The sequence below is a fragment of the Glutamicibacter sp. NPDC088483 genome, from assembly GCF_044753145.1.
GTDB lineage: Bacteria > Actinomycetota > Actinomycetes > Actinomycetales > Micrococcaceae > Glutamicibacter.
This window is the reverse complement of record NZ_JBIVMP010000007.1, coordinates 38,500-55,333: the sequence shown is the minus strand read 5'-3', so window position 1 is coordinate 55,333 and position 16,834 is coordinate 38,500. Positions and strand designations below refer to the sequence as shown.

Sequence of the window (16,834 nt, the reverse complement as noted above, 5' to 3'; positions counted from 1 at the left end):
TCCGGCTTTCCATTAGGGAATATGAAAGATGCCGCACCTCGTTTGCCGACTGCCGGAACCTGTCCGCATCGTTTCTGATAATGACTGCGCTGAAAGTAGCCTCTTCTGGCATTCGGCTTCCGCCTTGATACGTTCACGTGTTGGTTGCGCATGTACGTCACTACGACCATGCGCTTTTCAATCCTAGGAATTCCGCTTGACGTGACAGAAGCTGGTCACCTGCTCGGCTCAGGGCCGCGCACACGAAAAAGGAGCTATCGCAGTTCATTCATTGATGAACTGCGATAGCTCCTAAGTCCCGGGAACCTAGTCCTGGATCAGATCGTGGCGCACGATGGTCTGATCGCGGTCCGGTCCCACGCCGATGGCGGAGATCCGGGTGCCGGAGATCTTCTCCAGGGCCAGGATGTAGTTCCTTGCGTTCTCCGGAAGCTCTTCCATGCTCTGCGCACCCGAGATGTCCTCGGTCCAGCCCGGGAAGTACTCGAAGATCGGCTTCGCGTGGTGGAACTCGGTCTGCGTCATCGGCATTTCGTCGTGGCGCACGCCGTCAACGTCGTAGGCCACGCATACCGGGATCTGCTCGATGTTGGTGAGCACATCCAGCTTGGTGACGAAGTAGTCGGTGAAGCCGTTCACGCGCGAAGCGTGGCGAGCCAGCACGGCGTCGTACCAACCGCAACGACGCGGGCGTCCGGTGTTTACGCCGAATTCGCCACCGGTCTTCTGCAGGTAGAGGCCCATGTCGTCGAACAGCTCGGTAGGGAACGGACCAGCACCCACGCGGGTGGTGTAGGCCTTGATGATGCCGATGGAGCGGGTGATGCGGGTCGGGCCGATGCCCGAACCCACCGACGCGCCACCAGCAGTCGGGTTGGAGGACGTCACGAATGGGTAGGTACCGTGGTCCACGTCCAGGAAGGTGGCCTGGCCGCCTTCCATCAGCACGACCTTGTCCTCGTCCAGAGCCTTGTTCAGCTCGTAGGTGGAGTCGATGACCAGCGGGCGCAGGCGCTCGGCGTAGGAGAGGAAGTACGAGACGATTTCCTCGACCTCGACGCTGCGGCGGTTGTAGATCTTGACCAGCAGCTCGTTCTTCTGGCGCAGTGCGCCTTCGACCTTCTGGCGCAGGATGGACTCGTCGAAGACGTCCTGTACGCGGATGCCCAAGCGCCCGACCTTATCCATGTAGGCCGGGCCGATGCCGCGTCCGGTGGTGCCAATGGCACGCTTGCCCAGGAAGCGCTCGGTGACCTTGTCCATGGTCTGGTGGTACGGGGCCACCAGATGCGCGTTGGCCGAGACACGCAGCTTCGAGGTGTCGGCGCCGCGCGATTCCAGGCCGTCGATTTCTTCGAAGAGGGCTTCAAGGTTCACCACGCAGCCATTGCCGATAATCGGAGTGGCGTTCGGGGAAAGGATGCCGGCAGGAAGGAGCTTAAGCTCGTACTTCTCTCCGCCGACGACCACGGTGTGCCCGGCGTTGTTGCCGCCGTTTGGCTTCACTACATAGTCAACCTTGCCACCGAGCAGGTCGGTAGCCTTTCCTTTACCCTCATCGCCCCATTGGGCTCCGACGATCACGATTGCTGGCATGGGATCCTCCCCCTTGCAAAAAGCAGTGGTTACGGCGTGCTTAGCGCCGTCCCGGCACGGTGCCGGGCAAAAAATATGCCCCTGTCCTGCTCACTGAAACCCGGAGGTCCGTTGCAAGAGTTAGGGGCTCTTACGACCAAAGTTTACCGAAACGATTAGCGAATCTCGAGTTGCACGTCACGAAGTCGGGGTTAATCATGGATATCAACGAGTTTCTCGCGCAGACTTGACCCTGACACAGTGTGAGGGCGGAGAACTGAAGCATGTTATCCATCGGGGCGTTTGCGCAGATCGGCCAGGTTACCCACCGTATGCTGCGGCATTGGGATACTGCCGGCCTGCTCACCCCCGCCCATGTGGCCCCGTTCAGCGGCTACCGCTCCTATGATCCTTCCCAGCTTCAGCGTTTGCATCAAATCGTCGCCTTGCGGGATTTGGGGTTCGGGCTCGAAGAGATTTCCATAATCCTGGATCAGGGAGCAACAGCTGGAAAAATAGCCGAGCTTCTGCACATTCGCCGGGCGCAGGTTGAGGCCGAACACCAGTTGGCCACGCAGCGCTTGGCAGATGTACAGCGGCGCCTGCACTTGATCTCCAAGGAGAAGCACATGTCACGTATTGAAATCATCCACAAGCCATTGCCCGCGGTGCGCTTGGCCGCAGGCCGTTTCACGGTGGCCGAGCAACCTGAAATCGCCGGTCGCGTCGGTCCCCTCTTCGACAGAATCGCGCAGTCCCTTCAGGGCCAGAGCCTTGCCACCCCCATTGCGCAATACGATGGCACCGAGGATGGCGTAGAGGTCATTGCCGGATACGCCACTAGCGCTATGAACCTCGCCGGGGTCGAGATCATCGAGCTTCCTGCAGTGCCCGAGGCGATCTGCGGGGTGCACTTGGGAGCCATGGACACCATCCATGAAAGCTGGCAGGCCGTGCACGAGGAAGTCTTGGCCCGCGGGCTAGTCCCATCCGGTCCGTGCCGCGAAGCCTATGTGCGCGCCGTGTCGGAAAACCAAGCGGATTGGGTGACCGAGCTGCAGCAACCGGTCAGCAAGCCTCAGCCAACCAGCTGATGCGGGGCCTCCAGCAGGTCTCCCACTACGCTGCGCGCGGCGCCGACCAGCGCACCGGTTTGGCCCAGCGGCGAACACAACAGCCGCGCTTGGGCGGCGATGCTTGGCGCGTGCACCTGCAGGCTGGCTTCCATGGCAGGACGCAACCACTGCTCCAGGGCGGCAAAATGCCCGCCAAAGACCACGGTGGAAACGTTGTACAGGCGCATGGCCGAGGCTACGGCAATTCCCAAGGATTTTCCGGCCTCGGCCACCGCGCCCACTGCCGGTTCGGCACCGGTTTCCAGCGCTTGGTAGAGCCGGCCAATTCGCTCCTGGCGCGATTCGCTATCGGCAACCGCCCCGAGGTTGGCAGCGGCCAGAATAGCTTCCTGCCCGGCGACGGTTTCCAAGCAGCCACGCCCGCCGCAGCTGCACGCCTTGCCATCGGGGGCGATCACCACATGCCCGAGTTCGCCGGCATGCCCCTGGGGTCCGACAAAGAGTTCAGCGTCGATGATCAATCCGCCGCCAATGCCCACTTCCCCCGAGACAAAGAGGAAGTCGCGGTCCTGGGCCGCCATCAATTGCTGCTGGGCCAGCGCCGAGGCGTTGGCTTCGTTAAAGAGCCTGAAGCGGGTTTTGGGTTCGGGCAGCAGCGCCGCGACATCCAGTTCCTGCTCCACCCAACCGAGGTTAGGGGCCTGCAAGACGGTGAACTGCTCCTCGTCCACCAAGCCCGGGACGGCGAGCGCTCCGCCAAGAATCGCCAGTCCTTGGGATTGGGCCGCTTCTTGCAGATTGCGGCTCAGTTCCCCCAGCGCGGCGAGCACTTCTCCGGAGTGCGAGCGGTGATTGGTGCGCGGCCGGATTTCGTGCGCCAGCAGTTTCCCGCTCAGGTCAACTAATCCGGCGGCAATGTAGTCGACATTGATTTCCATGCCCATCACGCAGCGCGCGGGATTGAGCACCAGCCCCACCGAGGGCCGTCCGCGCTCCCCGTCGCGGTGCACGCCGATTTCAATGGCCAACCCGGCAGCCAACAGGTCGGCGACCAAGCTGGAGACCGAGGCCTTGGTCAATTGGCTGCGCTGGGCGATATCAGCTCGCGATAGCCTCCCGGCATCGCCGGTGCCGGCAATCACCGACAGGACCCTGGCCAAGTTGGCTTTGCGCACGTCCCCGACGTTGCCCGGGGCGGAGGATGCTGCGGCTCGGGCGCTGGACGCTGGTTGGCGCATGCCTTCTCCTTGTGGAAATTCCTGGAATGGATTTGCGGGTTTCGCTATTGACTCTAGCGTATTGCCACCCATATAGTTCAGAACATAAACTAAATGGCGGAAGCCATACCACCCCGATCCAAGGATGCATCCCATGACTCTTCAGCCAACCGCCGCCGACCGCTTCACTTTTGGACTGTGGACCGTGGGATGGACCGGTGCCGATCCCTTCGGTGTCGCCACCCGCAAGAACCTGGACCCGGTAGAAGCCGTCCACAAGCTTGCCGAGCTCGGCGCCTATGGCATCACCTTCCACGACAATGACCTGATTCCTTTTGACGCCACCGCTTCCCAGCGCGAGCAGATCCTTTCGGACTTCCGTGCAGCACTGGAAGAAACCGGCCTGAAGGTCCCGATGGTGACCACCAACCTGTTCAGCCACCCGGTGTTCAAGGACGGCGGCTTCACCTCCAACGACCGCTCGATCCGCCGCTTCGCACTGGCCAAGGTCTTGCACAACATCGACCTGGCAGCCGAGATGGGCGCCGAAACCTTCGTCATGTGGGGCGGCCGCGAAGGCTCCGAATACGATGGCTCCAAGGACCTGGCAGCAGCACTGGACCGCATGGGCGAAGGCGTGGATACCGCGGCCGGCTACATCAAGGACAAGGGCTACAACCTGCGCATCGCGCTGGAGCCGAAGCCAAACGAACCACGCGGCGACATCTTCCTGCCCACCGTTGGCCACGGCCTGGCTTTCATCGAGAAGCTGGAACACGGCGACATCGTTGGCCTGAACCCGGAAACCGGCCACGAGCAGATGGCTGGCCTGAACTTCACCCATGGCATCGCCCAGGCGCTGTGGGCAGGCAAGCTCTTCCACATCGACCTCAACGGCCAGCGCGGCATCAAGTACGACCAGGACCTCGTCTTCGGCCACGGCGATCTGACCAGCGCCTTCTTCACCGTTGACCTGCTGGAGAACGGCTTCCCAACCGGCGGACCGAAGTACGACGGCCCACGCCACTTCGACTACAAGCCATCGCGCACCGACGGCTACGCTGGCGTCTGGGACTCGGCCAAGGCCAACATGTCCATGTACCTGATGCTCAAGGAACGCGCACAGGCATTCCGCGCAGATCCAGAAGTACAGGAAGCCATGAAGCTTTCCGGTGTCTTCGAACTGGGCGAAACCACCCTGAACGCTGGCGAAACCGCAGCACAGCTGATGAACGATGCGGCAAGCTTCGCCGACTTCGACGCCAACGCCGCGGCGCAGCGCAACTTCGCGTTCATCCGCCTGAACCAGCTGGCTATCGAGCACCTGCTCAACGCCCGCTAAACCCCGCATACCCACCCCACCGAAGGAAGCAGCCCGAACAATGACGCTCGTTGCCGGCATCGACTCGTCCACCCAATCATGCAAGGTGGTCATCCGCGACGCCGCAACCGGCGCATTGATCCGCTCCGGACGTGCCTCGCACCCTGAGGGCACCGAAGTGGATCCAGAGTTCTGGTTCACTGCGATGCAGGCTGCTATCGCCCAGGCCGGCGGCCTGGATGATGTAGCCGCAGTTTCGGTGGGTGGGCAGCAGCACGGCATGGTGGTGCTCGATGAATCGGGCACCGTCATCCGTCCGGCGCTGCTGTGGAATGACACCCGCAGCGCCCAGTCCGCCACCGACATCATTTCCGATGCCGGTGACGGCGATATGGAAGCCGGCGCCAAGTACTGGGCACAGCGCACCGGCACCCTCCCGGTCTCCTCGATCACTCTGACCAAGCTGCGCTGGCTGAAGGACAACGAACCGGAAAACGCCGCCAAGGTCGCCGCCGTCTGCTTGCCGCACGACTGGCTGTCCTGGCGACTGGCCGGTTACGGTCCGGGCAGCGGCGCCGAAGGCTTGGCCGCGCTGCGCACCGATCGCTCCGATGCCTCGGGCACCGGATACTACCGTCCCGCCGAAAACGCCTACGACCTCGAGGCGCTGGAGCAGCACTTAGGCCACGCCCCGCTGCTGCCAGCCGTTGCAGGGCCGCTGGAATCCATTGGCCGCACCGCGTCTGGCGCATTGATCGGTGCCGGCGCGGGCGATAACGCCGCAGCCGGATTGGGCGTAGGCGCCAAGGTGGGCGATGCGGTGATGTCCCTGGGCACCTCCGGCACCGTCTTCGCGGTTGCCGATTCCCCCTCGGCAGATGCTTCCGGCCTGGTGGCAGGCTTCGCCGACGCTACCGGCAACTACCTGCCGTTGGTATGCACCCTGAACGCCACCCGCATCTTCGACGCCACTGCCAGCCTGCTGCAGGCCAGCCTCGAAGAATTCAATGACCTGGCGCTGTCCGCCGCCCCGGGCTGCGACGGCCTGGCCTTGCTGCCCTACTTCGACGGCGAGCGCACCCCTAACCTGCCAGAGGCCACCGGCTCGCTGCATGGCATCACCCGAGCCAACTACACCGCCGCGAATCTGGCCCGCAGCGCGGTGGAAGCGGTAGTTTGCTCGCTGGCCGACGGCCTGCGCGCACTGGAAGCGCAAGGCGTCCAAGCCCAGCGCGTCATCCTGGTCGGCGGTGGCGCGCAGTCCCGCGCGGTCCAGCAGATCGCCGCACAGATCCTGGGCTTGCCAATCCTGGTCCCCGCCCCGGGCGAATACGTGGCCGATGGAGCCGCCCGCCAGGCGGCCGGCGTCCTGGCCGGAGAATTCCCCCACTGGGCACAGGGCACTGCCCAAGTCCCGGCGATGGAACCGGCCCCGCAGGTACTGGAACGCTACCGCGCACTGGTTTCCAGCCAGTGGCTCGACAAGTAGGGAATAGCCGTGGAACTGCGCAACAGGGAACTGAACTGGGCCGGAAATCTTGAATACCGGGCCAAAGAACTGCTCTACCCCACCAGCCTTGCACAGTTGCGGAACCTGGTGCGTGCTGCAAAATCCGTGAAGGTCCTGGGATCGCGCCATTCCTTCAATGACATCGCCGATACCGAGGAGCTGATGATCACTCTGGCCAAGATGCCAGAAGCCATCGAGATTGATGAGCAGGCCATGACCGTGCGCGTCAGCGCCGGCACTACCTACGGTGCCCTGGCTGATGCACTGCAACGCGCCGGCTATGCCCTGCACAATCTCGCCTCCCTGCCGCATATCTCGGTTGCCGGGGCGGTATCCACGGGAACCCACGGTTCCGGCGAAACCCATGGCAACCTCGCCACCGCCGTGCGCGCGGTGGAACTGGTGCTGGCCGATGGCTCGCAGCTGAGCGTGAAGCGCGGCGACGAGGATTTCAATGGCATCGTGGTCGGCCTGGGTGCGCTGGGCGTGCTGACTCACCTCACCTTGGATATCGTGCCCAGCTTCGAGGTGGAGCAGACCGTCTACCAGGACCTGTCCTGGGACAAGGTGCTCGAGGACTTCGACACCATTCAGGCTTCGGCCTACAGCGTCAGCCTGTTCACTGACTGGAGCGGCGAGCAGGTAGGCCAGGCCTGGCTCAAGCGCCGCGTCGGCGACGCGCTGGCAGAGCATATTGACCAGGGCCGATTCGGCGGGTTCCCGGCGACCGCTGCGCTGCACCCGCTGCCCGGCGCCGATGGCGGGATCTGCAGCATCCAGTTGGGCCAGGCGGGTTCATGGTCGGATCGCTTGGCGCATTTCCGCATGGACTTCACCCCCAGCGCCGGCGATGAATTGCAGACCGAATACCTGGTCCCGCGCGAGCACGCGGTAGAAGCGATCCAGGCTATCCGCAGCCTTTCCCCCGCCATCACTCCCCTGCTGCTGGTCTCGGAAGTGCGCACCATTGCCGCCGATGACCTGTGGCTCAGTGGAAACTACGGCCGTGACGGCATCGCCCTGCACTTCACCTGGAAGCCCCGGCAGGAGGCTGTCGAGGCGCTCCTTCCACGGATCGAGGAAGCACTGGCGCCTTTTGCGGCACGCCCGCATTGGGGCAAGCTCTTCGCAGCCACCTGCGCGCAGCTGGCCGGGCTGTATCCGAAGTTCAACGACTTCATTGCATTGGCGCAGCGCCTGGATCCGTCCGGCAAGTTCCGCAACGACTTCCTGGACCGCACGGTGTTTGGAGCCTGAGCGCGCACCGGCGTTGCGACTAGACTTGTCACCATGGCATTGACTCAGTTAACGGTCGTGGACACCGCGGTCGGCATCCTGCAACAGTTCGGGTTGGCTGATTTGTCGATGCGCCGATTGGCCAAGGAACTCGATGTCCAGGTCGGTGCGCTCTACTGGCATGTGAAGAACAAGCAGGAGCTGCTGGCGCAGGTTGCCGCCCAGCTGCTGAACACCCCTGCGCTGTCGGTGGCTGCCGAGGACTACAACTCCCCATCCGAGGCGATCCTGCAGCTGGCACGCAAGCTCTACCTCGCGTTGCTGCCGATCCAGGACAGCCCCGAGGTCATCGAAGTCGCCACCGCGATGCGGGCCACCGAGCTCCAGCCGGTGCTGCAGCTTCGCACCCTGCTGGAAGCAGCAGGACTGCCTGCCGAAAACGCCCGCCATGGCCAGCAGCTTTTGCTGAACCACGTGCTCGGCTCGGTTGCCTACCGCCAGAACCTAGTGCAGCTCGATGTCGACGCACCCCTGGCTGATGGCTTCGACTGGGGGCTGCAGCGGGCCGTTGCCGGCCTCATCGGCTAACGCCTCGCGCCGGGAATTCCCAACTCTGCCAGCTCCCGCGCGCTAGCGGTCAATTCTCGAACTTCCTTCTTGGCCAAGGCAGCTTCCGGGTTATCGCTCAGGACCGAGACGTCCTCAATCAAACTTGCCAGGTAGTTCTTCGCTTCCTGCACCGAGTCGATAAGCAGCTGGGCTTGTCGAGCACCCGAGCGGCAGCGATCCATTCCTGCGCGAAGTCCCAGTATGGTTGGGCGTCCTGCGTGATCCGCTGGTTGTCGAGCTCTTCGACCAGCATGCCAGGGTCGTGGAGCACTGCCATGGCAACAGCTTCGGCTGCACGCCCTTTCTCGATCGCATCATGCATCAATTCCTTGTTCACGACTCCCTCCAGGAATCCCTGGTATTTGCCTGCGGCCGCAAGCAGGCGATTCCTTCCGCAATGGGTTTTGCGCCCTCTAGCTGTCCGGCATGAATCGGTGTCGATGAATATTCGAATCCGTGGCCTTCGGTACCGCGCCTTCGAGAGATCCCGATGCGCCGGAGGCAGGGCCAGCGGGATGAATCTTCATTCTGGAGGTTCTTCCTGGAATGAGCCATCGCCGTTCTGTTCTTCGAACTGGTCGTATCGTTCCCGCGCTTGTTCGATATCGGGCATATGGCTCACTGTCCAGTCGAGGAGCGCATCGATCGGTGCGCGCATGGTCTTGCCTATCGGCGCAACACGGTACTCGACTGCTACCGGACGGGAGCGCAATACCCTGCGGTCGATGACGCCATTTCGCTCCAGCCGGCGCAGCGTATTGGTCAAGGACTTCTGGCTCACTCCCGGAACGGCTCGCCGCAGCTCGTTGAATCGCTTGGGTGATTCGCAAAGCTGGCTCAAGACATGCAAAGACCACTTGTCCAAGACCTGGTCGAGCAGTTCGCGGTGGGAAGCCGATATGCCCAGCGGCGATTCGGAGGTTTCTTCCATTGCACCTAGTTTCGTTGCAGTTGCTTTTGTAGACCAAGTATAAGTTTTATACCTGCATCCAGCAGCGAACTACTGAAGGAGAATTCCATGCCAGTGAATTATTCAAGCCCCGCCGGGATGCTCCCCGGAACTCCCTACCACCACGTAGCGGTGGGATCCGGCACGCGGCATATCCACATCGCCGGACAGGTAGCCCACATGCCCGACGGCTCCAGGATCCCCGACGATTTGGCTGGCCAGGTGGCGCAGGCGCTACGCAACGTTTCCGCAGGCTTGAACTCGGCAGGGGCGGGGTTCCAAGACGTCGTCAGGCTGACCGTATACGTAACCGACTGGGAAACCAGCAAAATATCGGAGTTCATGCAAGGAGTCGAATCCGTCGCGGAGGAAATCGGGTTGCAGCTTCCGATGCCGCCTGCATCGTTGATCGCCGTGGCCCAACTGTACGAGCCAGCAGTTCTCGTGGAGATCGAAGCTACAGCGATACTCTGACCCGCAGCGAAAACGCCGAATGGGCCGCGGCCAGCGCCTTACCCGGCTGGCCGCCACTGGGTGGACCGGCCTCCGGCGGCTTTCGGCCGGCGCGAGGCTTCCGGTCCGAAAGGCTACCGAGCTAGCTCAGCTTGCCGCCGGAGGCTTCCAGATAGCAGGCAGCGCACAGCGACTCGTACCAGACCTCTTCACCGTCGATAGCGACCTGGTCTCCATCAAAAACAATGTGGTCACCCGATCGGCGGGTATTGAACATGGCCTTGCGCCCGCAGCGGCAGATGGTCTTCAGCTCTTCAAGTGAGTGCGCCAGTTCCATCAAGCGTGCCGAGCCCGGGAAGGCACGGGTGCGGAAGTCGGTACGGATACCGTAGGCGAGCACCGGGACATCATCGAGCACGGCAATGCGCAGAAGATCATCGACCTGGGTGCGGGAGAGGAATTGAACTTCGTCGACCAGCAGGCAGGCTACCGGCGGCGCATCCACATGCGGCAGCAAGGCATCAGGGTCATCGCCGAGGCAATGGGCCGCGAACTTCTCCCGAAGGTTCTCTTCCGGCCCCACGCTGAAGTCGACTTCGCGTTCGATTCCCAGGCGGGAAACGATTGATTTCTCGCCCTTGGTGTCAACCCCCGGCTTGGCCAGCAGGATACGCTGGCCGCGTTCTTCGTAGTTGAAGGCAGCCTGCAGCAAGCTCGTGGATTTGCCCGAGTTCATCGCTCCGTAGCGGAAATACAGCTTGGCCACCATTGCTCCTCGAAAGTTGCGGTGCCTGCCAACTGGCAGGCCCCTTAAGATCTTAGTGCCCGCGCCGCGGATCGCCAGCGAACCGGCGCCGCGGACGATTGCCCTGCTATTTCACCGCAGGCTGTTTCTTGCCGGCGAAAACCAGCCTGTAGAGCACCGACATCACGATGACGAAGGGAACACCGAAGATCAGGGTGTACTTGAATTCCGGCACGAAGAACGAGGTCACCAGCAGGCCGGCGAGCAGTACCGAGCCGAGAATCGACGCGGCCGGGTAGCCTGGCAGCTTGTACTCCAGGACGGCCCGGTCCAGGCGCACCTGGCGGCGGAAGGACACGTGGGTCACCAGGATCATGAACCACGTCGCCAGGGCACCGAAGGTAGCCAGCGACATCATGATGCCGAAGCCTCCCTCCGGAACCAGCGCGTAGACCAGTGCTGCCACGGCGATGCCTCCGGCAGACATCCACACCGCGTGGATAGGAGCGCCCGCGCTGTTGGTCCGGTGTGCCAGGCGCGGCGCGTGCCCGGAATCAGCCAGCGAATGCAGCATGCGGGTTGCCGCATAGAGCTGGGCGTTCATGGCCGAGAGCGCGGCAATGATGAGCACGAAGTTCAGTACCGAATCGGCGAACGGGATACCCATCTGGGACATCACAGTGACAAATGGCGATCCGCCGGCCAGCAGTTCGCTGGTGGGCGCCACCGCGAGGATCAGAGCCATGGTGAACACGTAGAAGAGCAGCAAGCGCAGGAAGGAGACCTTGAAGGCCTTGCGTACGGCAATCTTGGGGTTCTTTGCTTCTGCGGCGGCAATGGAGATCGCCTCGATGCCCATGTAGGAGAAGATCGCCACGATGACAGCGGTCCACATGCCGAACAGGCCATTGGAGAAGAAGCCGCCTTCGGCCGAGTAGTTATGGAACCCGTATTGGTCGCTGGGGTCGTGGAACACCAGCCAGAGGGCAATGATGATGAACGCGACCACCGCGAAGACCTTGATCGCGGAGAACCAGTATTCGGTGGTTCCGAAGATCTTCACGCTGGAGAAGTTCACGCCCAAAAGCGCGGCCGAGAAGACAAGGACCCAAACCAGCCCTGGAATCTCGGGGAACCAGTACTGCATGTACTCGCCTACCGCGCTGACTTCGGTGCCCACGGCGAAGATCAGCGCAGACCAGTACAGGTACTTGGTCAGGTACCCGGCGAAACGTCCAAGATAGCGTTCGGCGTAGACCCCGAAGGAACCGGCCACCGGCTGCTTGACGGTCATTTCCGCCAATGCGCCCATGACCAGCAAGGCGACGACCCCGCCAATGAGGTAGCTGATGATCACCGAGGGACCGGCCATGGCGATGGCGAGCTTGCTGCCCGCGAAAAGACCGGTGCCGATGGCACTGCCCAGCGCGATCATGGACATCTGCCCAGGAGTCAGCGACTTCTTCAAACCCGAACCGACTTCAGTGGCGCGTACCGGCTGCTTGCCCAACGATGCTCCCTTTAGACCTATGCGAACAGCACGGCATCGAAAATGCCGTGCTGCTGTTAAGGTTACTCTCGCGCAGATTCGCCGGCTTCGGCGCACCAAGACCCGAAAGCGGCGGAATTTGCGTTATGTCACGGCATTACGCACGGCGTACTCTTCGCGCTGCCAGGCATTGGTGTGCAGAATTTCACGCAGTTTCTCCACGGCGTCCCAGATATCGGTACGCGTCAGGTACAGCGGGGTGATGCCAAAGCGCAGGACTTCCGGTTCGCGGTAGTCCCCGATAACGCCCTGGTCAATGAGCGCAGCGATGATTTCGTACCCATGCTCATGGCGGAAGCTGACGTGGCTGCCGCGAGCAGCATGTTCGCGTGGAGTCACCAGTTCCAGGCCGTAGCCGGCGCAGCGGGTTTCAACCAGCTCGATGAACAGGTCCACCAGCTCCAGCGAGTTGGCGCGCACCTTGTCCATGTCCGCTTCCAGCGCGATATCCAGGCCGACCTCGATCATGGCCAGCGAAGTAACCGGCTGGGTACCGCACATGAAGCGGCGAATGTCATTTGCTGGAGTGTAGCTGCCAGCCATCTCGAAGGGCGACTTGTGCGACCACCAGCCGGACAGCGGCTGCCAGAAACGTTCATGGTGGCGGGCATTGACCCAGATGAAAGCCGGAGAACCCGGGCCGCCGTTGAGGTACTTGTAGGTGCAGCCCACGGCGTAGTCTGCATCTGCGGCATTCAGGTCAATCGGCACTGCACCCGCGGCATGGGCCAAGTCCCAGACCACCAGGGCTCCGGAGCCGTGGATTGCTGCGGTGGTCTCGTCCATGTCCCACATGGAACCGGTGCGGTAGTTCACGTGCGACAGGGCAACCACGGCGACAGTCTCGTCCAGTGCAGCGCGCAGCGACGCCTCGCCATCGATGAGCTTCACTTCATAGGCCACACCGGTTTCCTGCGAGAGCGAGTTGACCAGGTCGGCCAACCCCTCGGCGATATAGATGTCCGTGGGGAAATTGTCTCGTTCGGTGAGAATCACCCGGCGCTGCGGGGCATCGGCCTTCTGCGTGCGCAGTGCCGAGGCCAAGGCCTTGAACAGATTCAGCGTGGTGGTATCGGTGATCGCGGTTTCGCTGGGGTTCGCGCCCAGCAGCCGCCCCAGCTTGTCGCCGAGCTTCAGCGGCATCTCGAACCAGCCGGCGGTGTTCCAGGAACGGATCAGGCCCTCGCCCCATTCTTCGGTCACCACCTGGGCGGCACGTTCGGCCGCACCCTTCGGCAACGCGCCCAATGAGTTGCCATCGAGGTAGATGACGCCTTCCGGGAGGTTGAAGCGGTTGCCAAAGGCCACCAGCGGGTCTGCCGCGTCCAACTGGGCAAGGGTCTCTCGGGTCAGTTCCGTGGTCATTGGATCTCCTGTTCAGCCAAGATCAAAGCGGGAGAACTTCCGTTCTCCATGGTGTTTCCATCGTAGAATCAAATTCGATATAGTGCGACTAAATCTGAACTTTCCCAAAGAATTGAGTTGATCAACCGTGGCAGGTTCATTATGGACAGTTCAAGGCGACGCCAAGCCGAATCCTGTTCGTGTAGACGAAGCGGATTTGTCCATTCTCGCCGAGCTGAGCAAGGATGCTCGAATTGCCAATAACGTCCTGGCTGCAAAAGTCGGCCTGGCGCCGTCCACCTGCTTGGGCCGGGTGAAAGCCCTCTCCAAGGCGGGGGTGATCACCGGCTACCATGCTGCGATCAATGAGCAACTTCTTGGCGTGGCCGTCAACGCCATGATCTCTATTGTGGTCTCGTCCACAGCCCGAGACCGCTTGCTCTCCTCGGCGCATCAGCTCAAAGAGCTCGCCGAGGTCAAGGAAGTCTTCGTTCTTGGCGGCTCGCCGGATTTGCTGGTTCGGGTGGCTACCCGAAGCATCGAAGACCTACGGGCATTCGTGGCCGCGCACTTGGGCTCCAACCGCGCGTTCTCATCCACCCAGACGGTAATTATCTTCGAGCACCTGGCTTAGCCGAGACAGGCTTTTTGTCATCTAACGGCGTCTCTCATCTATATCTCATTTATTTCAGCCACAATGAAAAACATGGGAAAGGAAGCTTTGCGCCGCGTCTTTGCGACAATCGCTGTCATCGCAGTCGTATTTCTTGGCGCGTTCGGAATCACCCAAGCCTTGGAAGGTCCGGCGGACCAGGACCTCGGGGAAGGGTTCATCTTCGAAGAAGCAACTCCGTCTCCGACGAGCGGCACCCCCAACAGCCCCTCCTCCTCGCCTTCTGCCCCAGCGACTGGATCCCAAAAGCCGTCTTCCAGCTCGAGCACCTCCGCCAAGCCGAAAACCTCGGAAAAGCCTAAGCCTAGCGCTACCCCGACACCGAAGCCCAAGCCGAAACCTCCAGCACCGGCACCGCCAAAGAAGACCGTCGTTCCGCTGCCTCCCTCGGGCACCCAGTACGACGATGATGACGACGACGATGACGATTACGACGACTACGACGATGACGACGACGATGACTAGAGCGCCAGAACGCCGCTGGTCCATCCGAGCACGGGTCCTGACCGGCATGATGCTCCTGGTAGGCCTGGCCCTGCTGACAGCGGGTACCGCGAGCTTTGCGGTTCAACGCCACGAACTGAATGAACGCCTCGACGAGTCATTGACCCGCACTGTCAAGGAATTCGAAGTTCTCACCGATACTGGTGTCGATCCGCGAACCATGGAACGCTTCAAGCACGCCGAAGACTTGCTGTATATCGCAATGCAACGCACCCTGCCCTCCCCGAAGCAGGGCATGCTCTCCCTGGTTGGTGACGAGGTGCGTTGGACCGCACCGGATATCGTCAACACCCGACTGGAAGATGATCCGGAATTCCTCGAATGGGCCAGAAGCGTCCAGGACGCCAACCATATCCGCTTGGGAACTGTCGACACGGACATCACGACCTACCGCGCCGTCGTTGTTCCGGTTAGCCTCCCTGCAGACCACGAGCATGGCGCGTTCGTGCTGGCCTACGACTACTCTGCCGAGGCCATCGCCAACGACCGCAACTTCATGATCTATGGTGCCGTCGGCGCCTCGGTCATGCTCGTGGCCGCGCTGGCCGCCTGGCTTGTGGTTGGCCGAATGCTCGACCCGATCCGCCGCCTGCAAACTACCGCGCAGCAGATCTCGGAGACCGACGTATCCCAGCGCATTGAAGTTTCCGGAAATGACGAATTCGCCGAATTGACGGTCACCGTCAACGAAATGCTGGATCGCCTTGAAGGCGCGCTCAGGTCCCAGCGCCAGCTGCTCGATGATGTCGGGCACGAACTGCGCACGCCGGTGACTATCATCAACGGGCATCTGGAATTGATGGATCCCAACGATCCGGACGACGTTGCCCAGAGCCGCGATATCGCCATGGACGAGCTCGGGCGCATGTCCTTGCTCATCAATGACCTAGTCACCCTGGCAAAGTCCAACCGCACGGATTTTCTCCAGGTGGAGCCGGCAGAAGTCGGCAAGCTGCTTGACGACATCCTCGACAAAGCCCGCGGCCTGGGGCCTCGCCAGTGGCGCGTGGACTACCGCACCGAGGCCACCGTTGCTCTCGACCCGATCCGGACCACCCAAGCCATGCTGCAGCTCTGCGCCAACGCGGTGAAGTTCTCTGCTGCGGATAGCCGCATCGGCTTGGGCAACGAGATCGTGCGCGATGGGCATGGCAACACCACCTTGCGCTGGTGGGTATCCGATGCGGGCGTGGGCATCCAGGCTGAAGATCTTGAACGTATTTTCGAGCGCTTTGGACGGGGCCAGAACTCTGTTCGTTCTTCGGGGTCCGGCCTGGGGCTGAACATCGTGCAGGCCATAGCGGAGACCCACGGCGGACGCGTGTGGGTGAGCTCGGAACATGGCAAGGGTTCGACGTTCTACATTGACATGCCGTTGACGACTGGAAGCAAGGAAGCATGAGCCAGATACTGATCATTGAAGATGAACCGCGAATCAGTTCGTTCGTAGCCAAGGGGCTGCGTGCTGCGGGATTGACCTCATCCATCGCAGAAACCGGGCATGATGGCTTCACCCAGGCCATTGACGGTGACCCTGAGCTGATCATCCTCGACCTCGGCCTGCCGGATGAGGACGGCTTCTCGGTATTGCGGCGTCTGCGCGCCGCGCAGATCGATACGCCGGTGATCATCTTGACCGCACGCGGCAGCGTGGAAGACACAGTAGCCGGCCTGCAGAACGGCGCCGACGACTACATGGCCAAGCCATTCCACTTCGATGAGTTGCTGGCGCGGGTGCGCTTGCGCCTGCGCGCCGAGGACAATGCACCTGAAGTTTCCTCGCTGGCCCACGAAGACCTGATCATGGACCTGCTGCGCCGCCGGGTGACGGTCAATGAGCGCGAAGTCGACCTTTCCGCGCGTGAATTCGCCTTGGCCGAAGCCTTCTTGCGCAACCCGGGCCAGGTGCTGAGCCGCGAGCAATTGCTTTCCCGGGTCTGGGGCTATGATTTCGACCCCGGATCCAACGTGGTGGATGTGTATGTCCGCTACCTGCGCAACAAGCTCGGCTCGGAACGTTTTGAGACGGTACGCGGATTCGGCTACCGACTCGCCTCGGAGCGCTAGCCGAAT

17 protein-coding genes are annotated in these 16,834 nt (G+C 62.0%); 10 read left to right on the top strand and 7 right to left on the bottom strand.

The features are described 5' to 3' along the window. Positions 1–306: 306 nt before the first annotated feature. Positions 307–1,596 carry an adenylosuccinate synthase gene (locus ACIP6G_RS15025; protein ID WP_388024618.1) on the bottom strand — a complete coding sequence of 430 codons (1,290 nt, stop codon included), beginning with the start codon at positions 1,594–1,596 and terminating at the stop codon, positions 307–309. 263 nt (positions 1,597–1,859) lie between these two features. Between ACIP6G_RS15025 and ACIP6G_RS15020 the strand changes: the two genes are divergently transcribed. Then, the gene (locus ACIP6G_RS15020; RefSeq protein WP_400291074.1) at positions 1,860–2,669 is read left to right on the top strand and encodes a MerR family transcriptional regulator; all 810 of its coding nucleotides are present in this window, start codon (positions 1,860–1,862) and stop codon (positions 2,667–2,669) included. Here the strand turns inward: ACIP6G_RS15020 and ACIP6G_RS15015 are convergent. Beyond that, positions 2,654–3,889, bottom strand: a complete 1,236-nt coding sequence (locus ACIP6G_RS15015; protein WP_400291072.1) for an ROK family protein — start codon at positions 3,887–3,889, stop codon at positions 2,654–2,656. The two genes, ACIP6G_RS15020 and ACIP6G_RS15015, sit on opposite strands and share 16 nt — an antisense overlap. A 133-nt stretch (positions 3,890–4,022) precedes the next feature. Between ACIP6G_RS15015 and xylA the strand changes: the two genes are divergently transcribed. From xylA to ACIP6G_RS14995, 4 genes are read left to right on the top strand one after another with little or no spacing between them, the layout of a single operon-like run. Continuing rightward, positions 4,023–5,210: a xylose isomerase gene (gene xylA / locus ACIP6G_RS15010; RefSeq protein WP_400291070.1), complete on the top strand. Its 1,188-nt coding sequence runs from the start codon at positions 4,023–4,025 to the stop codon at positions 5,208–5,210. A gap of 40 nt (positions 5,211–5,250) precedes the next feature. Next, positions 5,251–6,678, top strand: coding sequence for a xylulokinase (gene xylB, locus ACIP6G_RS15005; RefSeq protein WP_400291068.1), 1,428 nt, complete (start codon positions 5,251–5,253; stop codon positions 6,676–6,678). A gap of 9 nt (positions 6,679–6,687) precedes the next feature. Further along, the gene (locus ACIP6G_RS15000) at positions 6,688–7,956 is read left to right on the top strand and encodes an FAD-binding protein (RefSeq protein WP_400291066.1); all 1,269 of its coding nucleotides are present in this window, start codon (positions 6,688–6,690) and stop codon (positions 7,954–7,956) included. Positions 7,957–7,989: 33 nt separating this feature from the next. Next, positions 7,990–8,523 (top strand): TetR/AcrR family transcriptional regulator, encoded by a 534-nt coding sequence (locus tag ACIP6G_RS14995; RefSeq protein ID WP_400291064.1) that lies wholly within the window; start codon positions 7,990–7,992, stop codon positions 8,521–8,523. Here the strand turns inward: ACIP6G_RS14995 and ACIP6G_RS14990 are convergent. Further along, positions 8,520–8,726 (bottom strand): hypothetical protein, encoded by a 207-nt coding sequence (locus tag ACIP6G_RS14990; RefSeq protein ID WP_400291062.1) that lies wholly within the window; start codon positions 8,724–8,726, stop codon positions 8,520–8,522. The genes ACIP6G_RS14995 and ACIP6G_RS14990 overlap by 4 nt on opposite strands. Before the next feature lie 341 nt (positions 8,727–9,067). Then, entirely contained in the window at positions 9,068–9,475 is a 408-nt protein-coding gene (locus tag ACIP6G_RS14985; protein WP_400291060.1) for a winged helix-turn-helix transcriptional regulator, read from the bottom strand. An 87-nt stretch (positions 9,476–9,562) separates the two neighbouring features. Here ACIP6G_RS14985 and ACIP6G_RS14980 point away from each other — a divergent pair, with 87 nt between their 5' ends. After that, positions 9,563–9,967: a RidA family protein gene (locus tag ACIP6G_RS14980; protein WP_133834957.1), complete on the top strand. Its 405-nt coding sequence runs from the start codon at positions 9,563–9,565 to the stop codon at positions 9,965–9,967. Positions 9,968–10,088: 121 nt separating this feature from the next. Here the strand turns inward: ACIP6G_RS14980 and ACIP6G_RS14975 are convergent, their stop codons facing one another. The 3 genes from ACIP6G_RS14975 to kynU form a co-directional block, all read right to left on the bottom strand. Next, complete coding sequence (locus ACIP6G_RS14975; RefSeq protein WP_105658007.1) at positions 10,089–10,712, bottom strand: thymidine kinase; 624 nt, start codon at positions 10,710–10,712, stop codon at positions 10,089–10,091. Positions 10,713–10,818: 106 nt separating this feature from the next. After that, positions 10,819–12,201 carry an amino acid permease gene (locus ACIP6G_RS14970; RefSeq protein ID WP_400291058.1) on the bottom strand — a complete coding sequence of 461 codons (1,383 nt, stop codon included), beginning with the start codon at positions 12,199–12,201 and terminating at the stop codon, positions 10,819–10,821. Positions 12,202–12,324: 123 nt separating this feature from the next. Beyond that, positions 12,325–13,605 (bottom strand): kynureninase, encoded by a 1,281-nt coding sequence (gene kynU, locus ACIP6G_RS14965; protein ID WP_400291056.1) that lies wholly within the window; start codon positions 13,603–13,605, stop codon positions 12,325–12,327. A 127-nt stretch (positions 13,606–13,732) separates the two neighbouring features. Between kynU and ACIP6G_RS14960 the strand changes: the two genes are divergently transcribed. From ACIP6G_RS14960 to ACIP6G_RS14945, 4 genes are all read left to right on the top strand, one after another. After that, the gene (locus ACIP6G_RS14960) at positions 13,733–14,218 is read left to right on the top strand and encodes an Lrp/AsnC family transcriptional regulator (protein WP_105662647.1); all 486 of its coding nucleotides are present in this window, start codon (positions 13,733–13,735) and stop codon (positions 14,216–14,218) included. Positions 14,219–14,290: 72 nt separating this feature from the next. Then, a complete protein-coding gene (locus tag ACIP6G_RS14955; protein WP_400291054.1) occupies positions 14,291–14,722 on the top strand; it encodes a hypothetical protein in 432 nt (143 codons plus the stop codon). Continuing rightward, positions 14,715–16,163 carry a sensor histidine kinase gene (locus ACIP6G_RS14950; protein ID WP_400291053.1) on the top strand — a complete coding sequence of 483 codons (1,449 nt, stop codon included), beginning with the start codon at positions 14,715–14,717 and terminating at the stop codon, positions 16,161–16,163. The genes ACIP6G_RS14955 and ACIP6G_RS14950 overlap by 8 nt, the downstream gene beginning before the upstream one ends. Then, positions 16,160–16,828, top strand: coding sequence for a response regulator transcription factor (locus ACIP6G_RS14945; RefSeq protein WP_400291051.1), 669 nt, complete (start codon positions 16,160–16,162; stop codon positions 16,826–16,828). Before ACIP6G_RS14950 ends, ACIP6G_RS14945 begins: the two co-directional genes overlap by 4 nt. Positions 16,829–16,834: the final 6 nt, after the last annotated feature.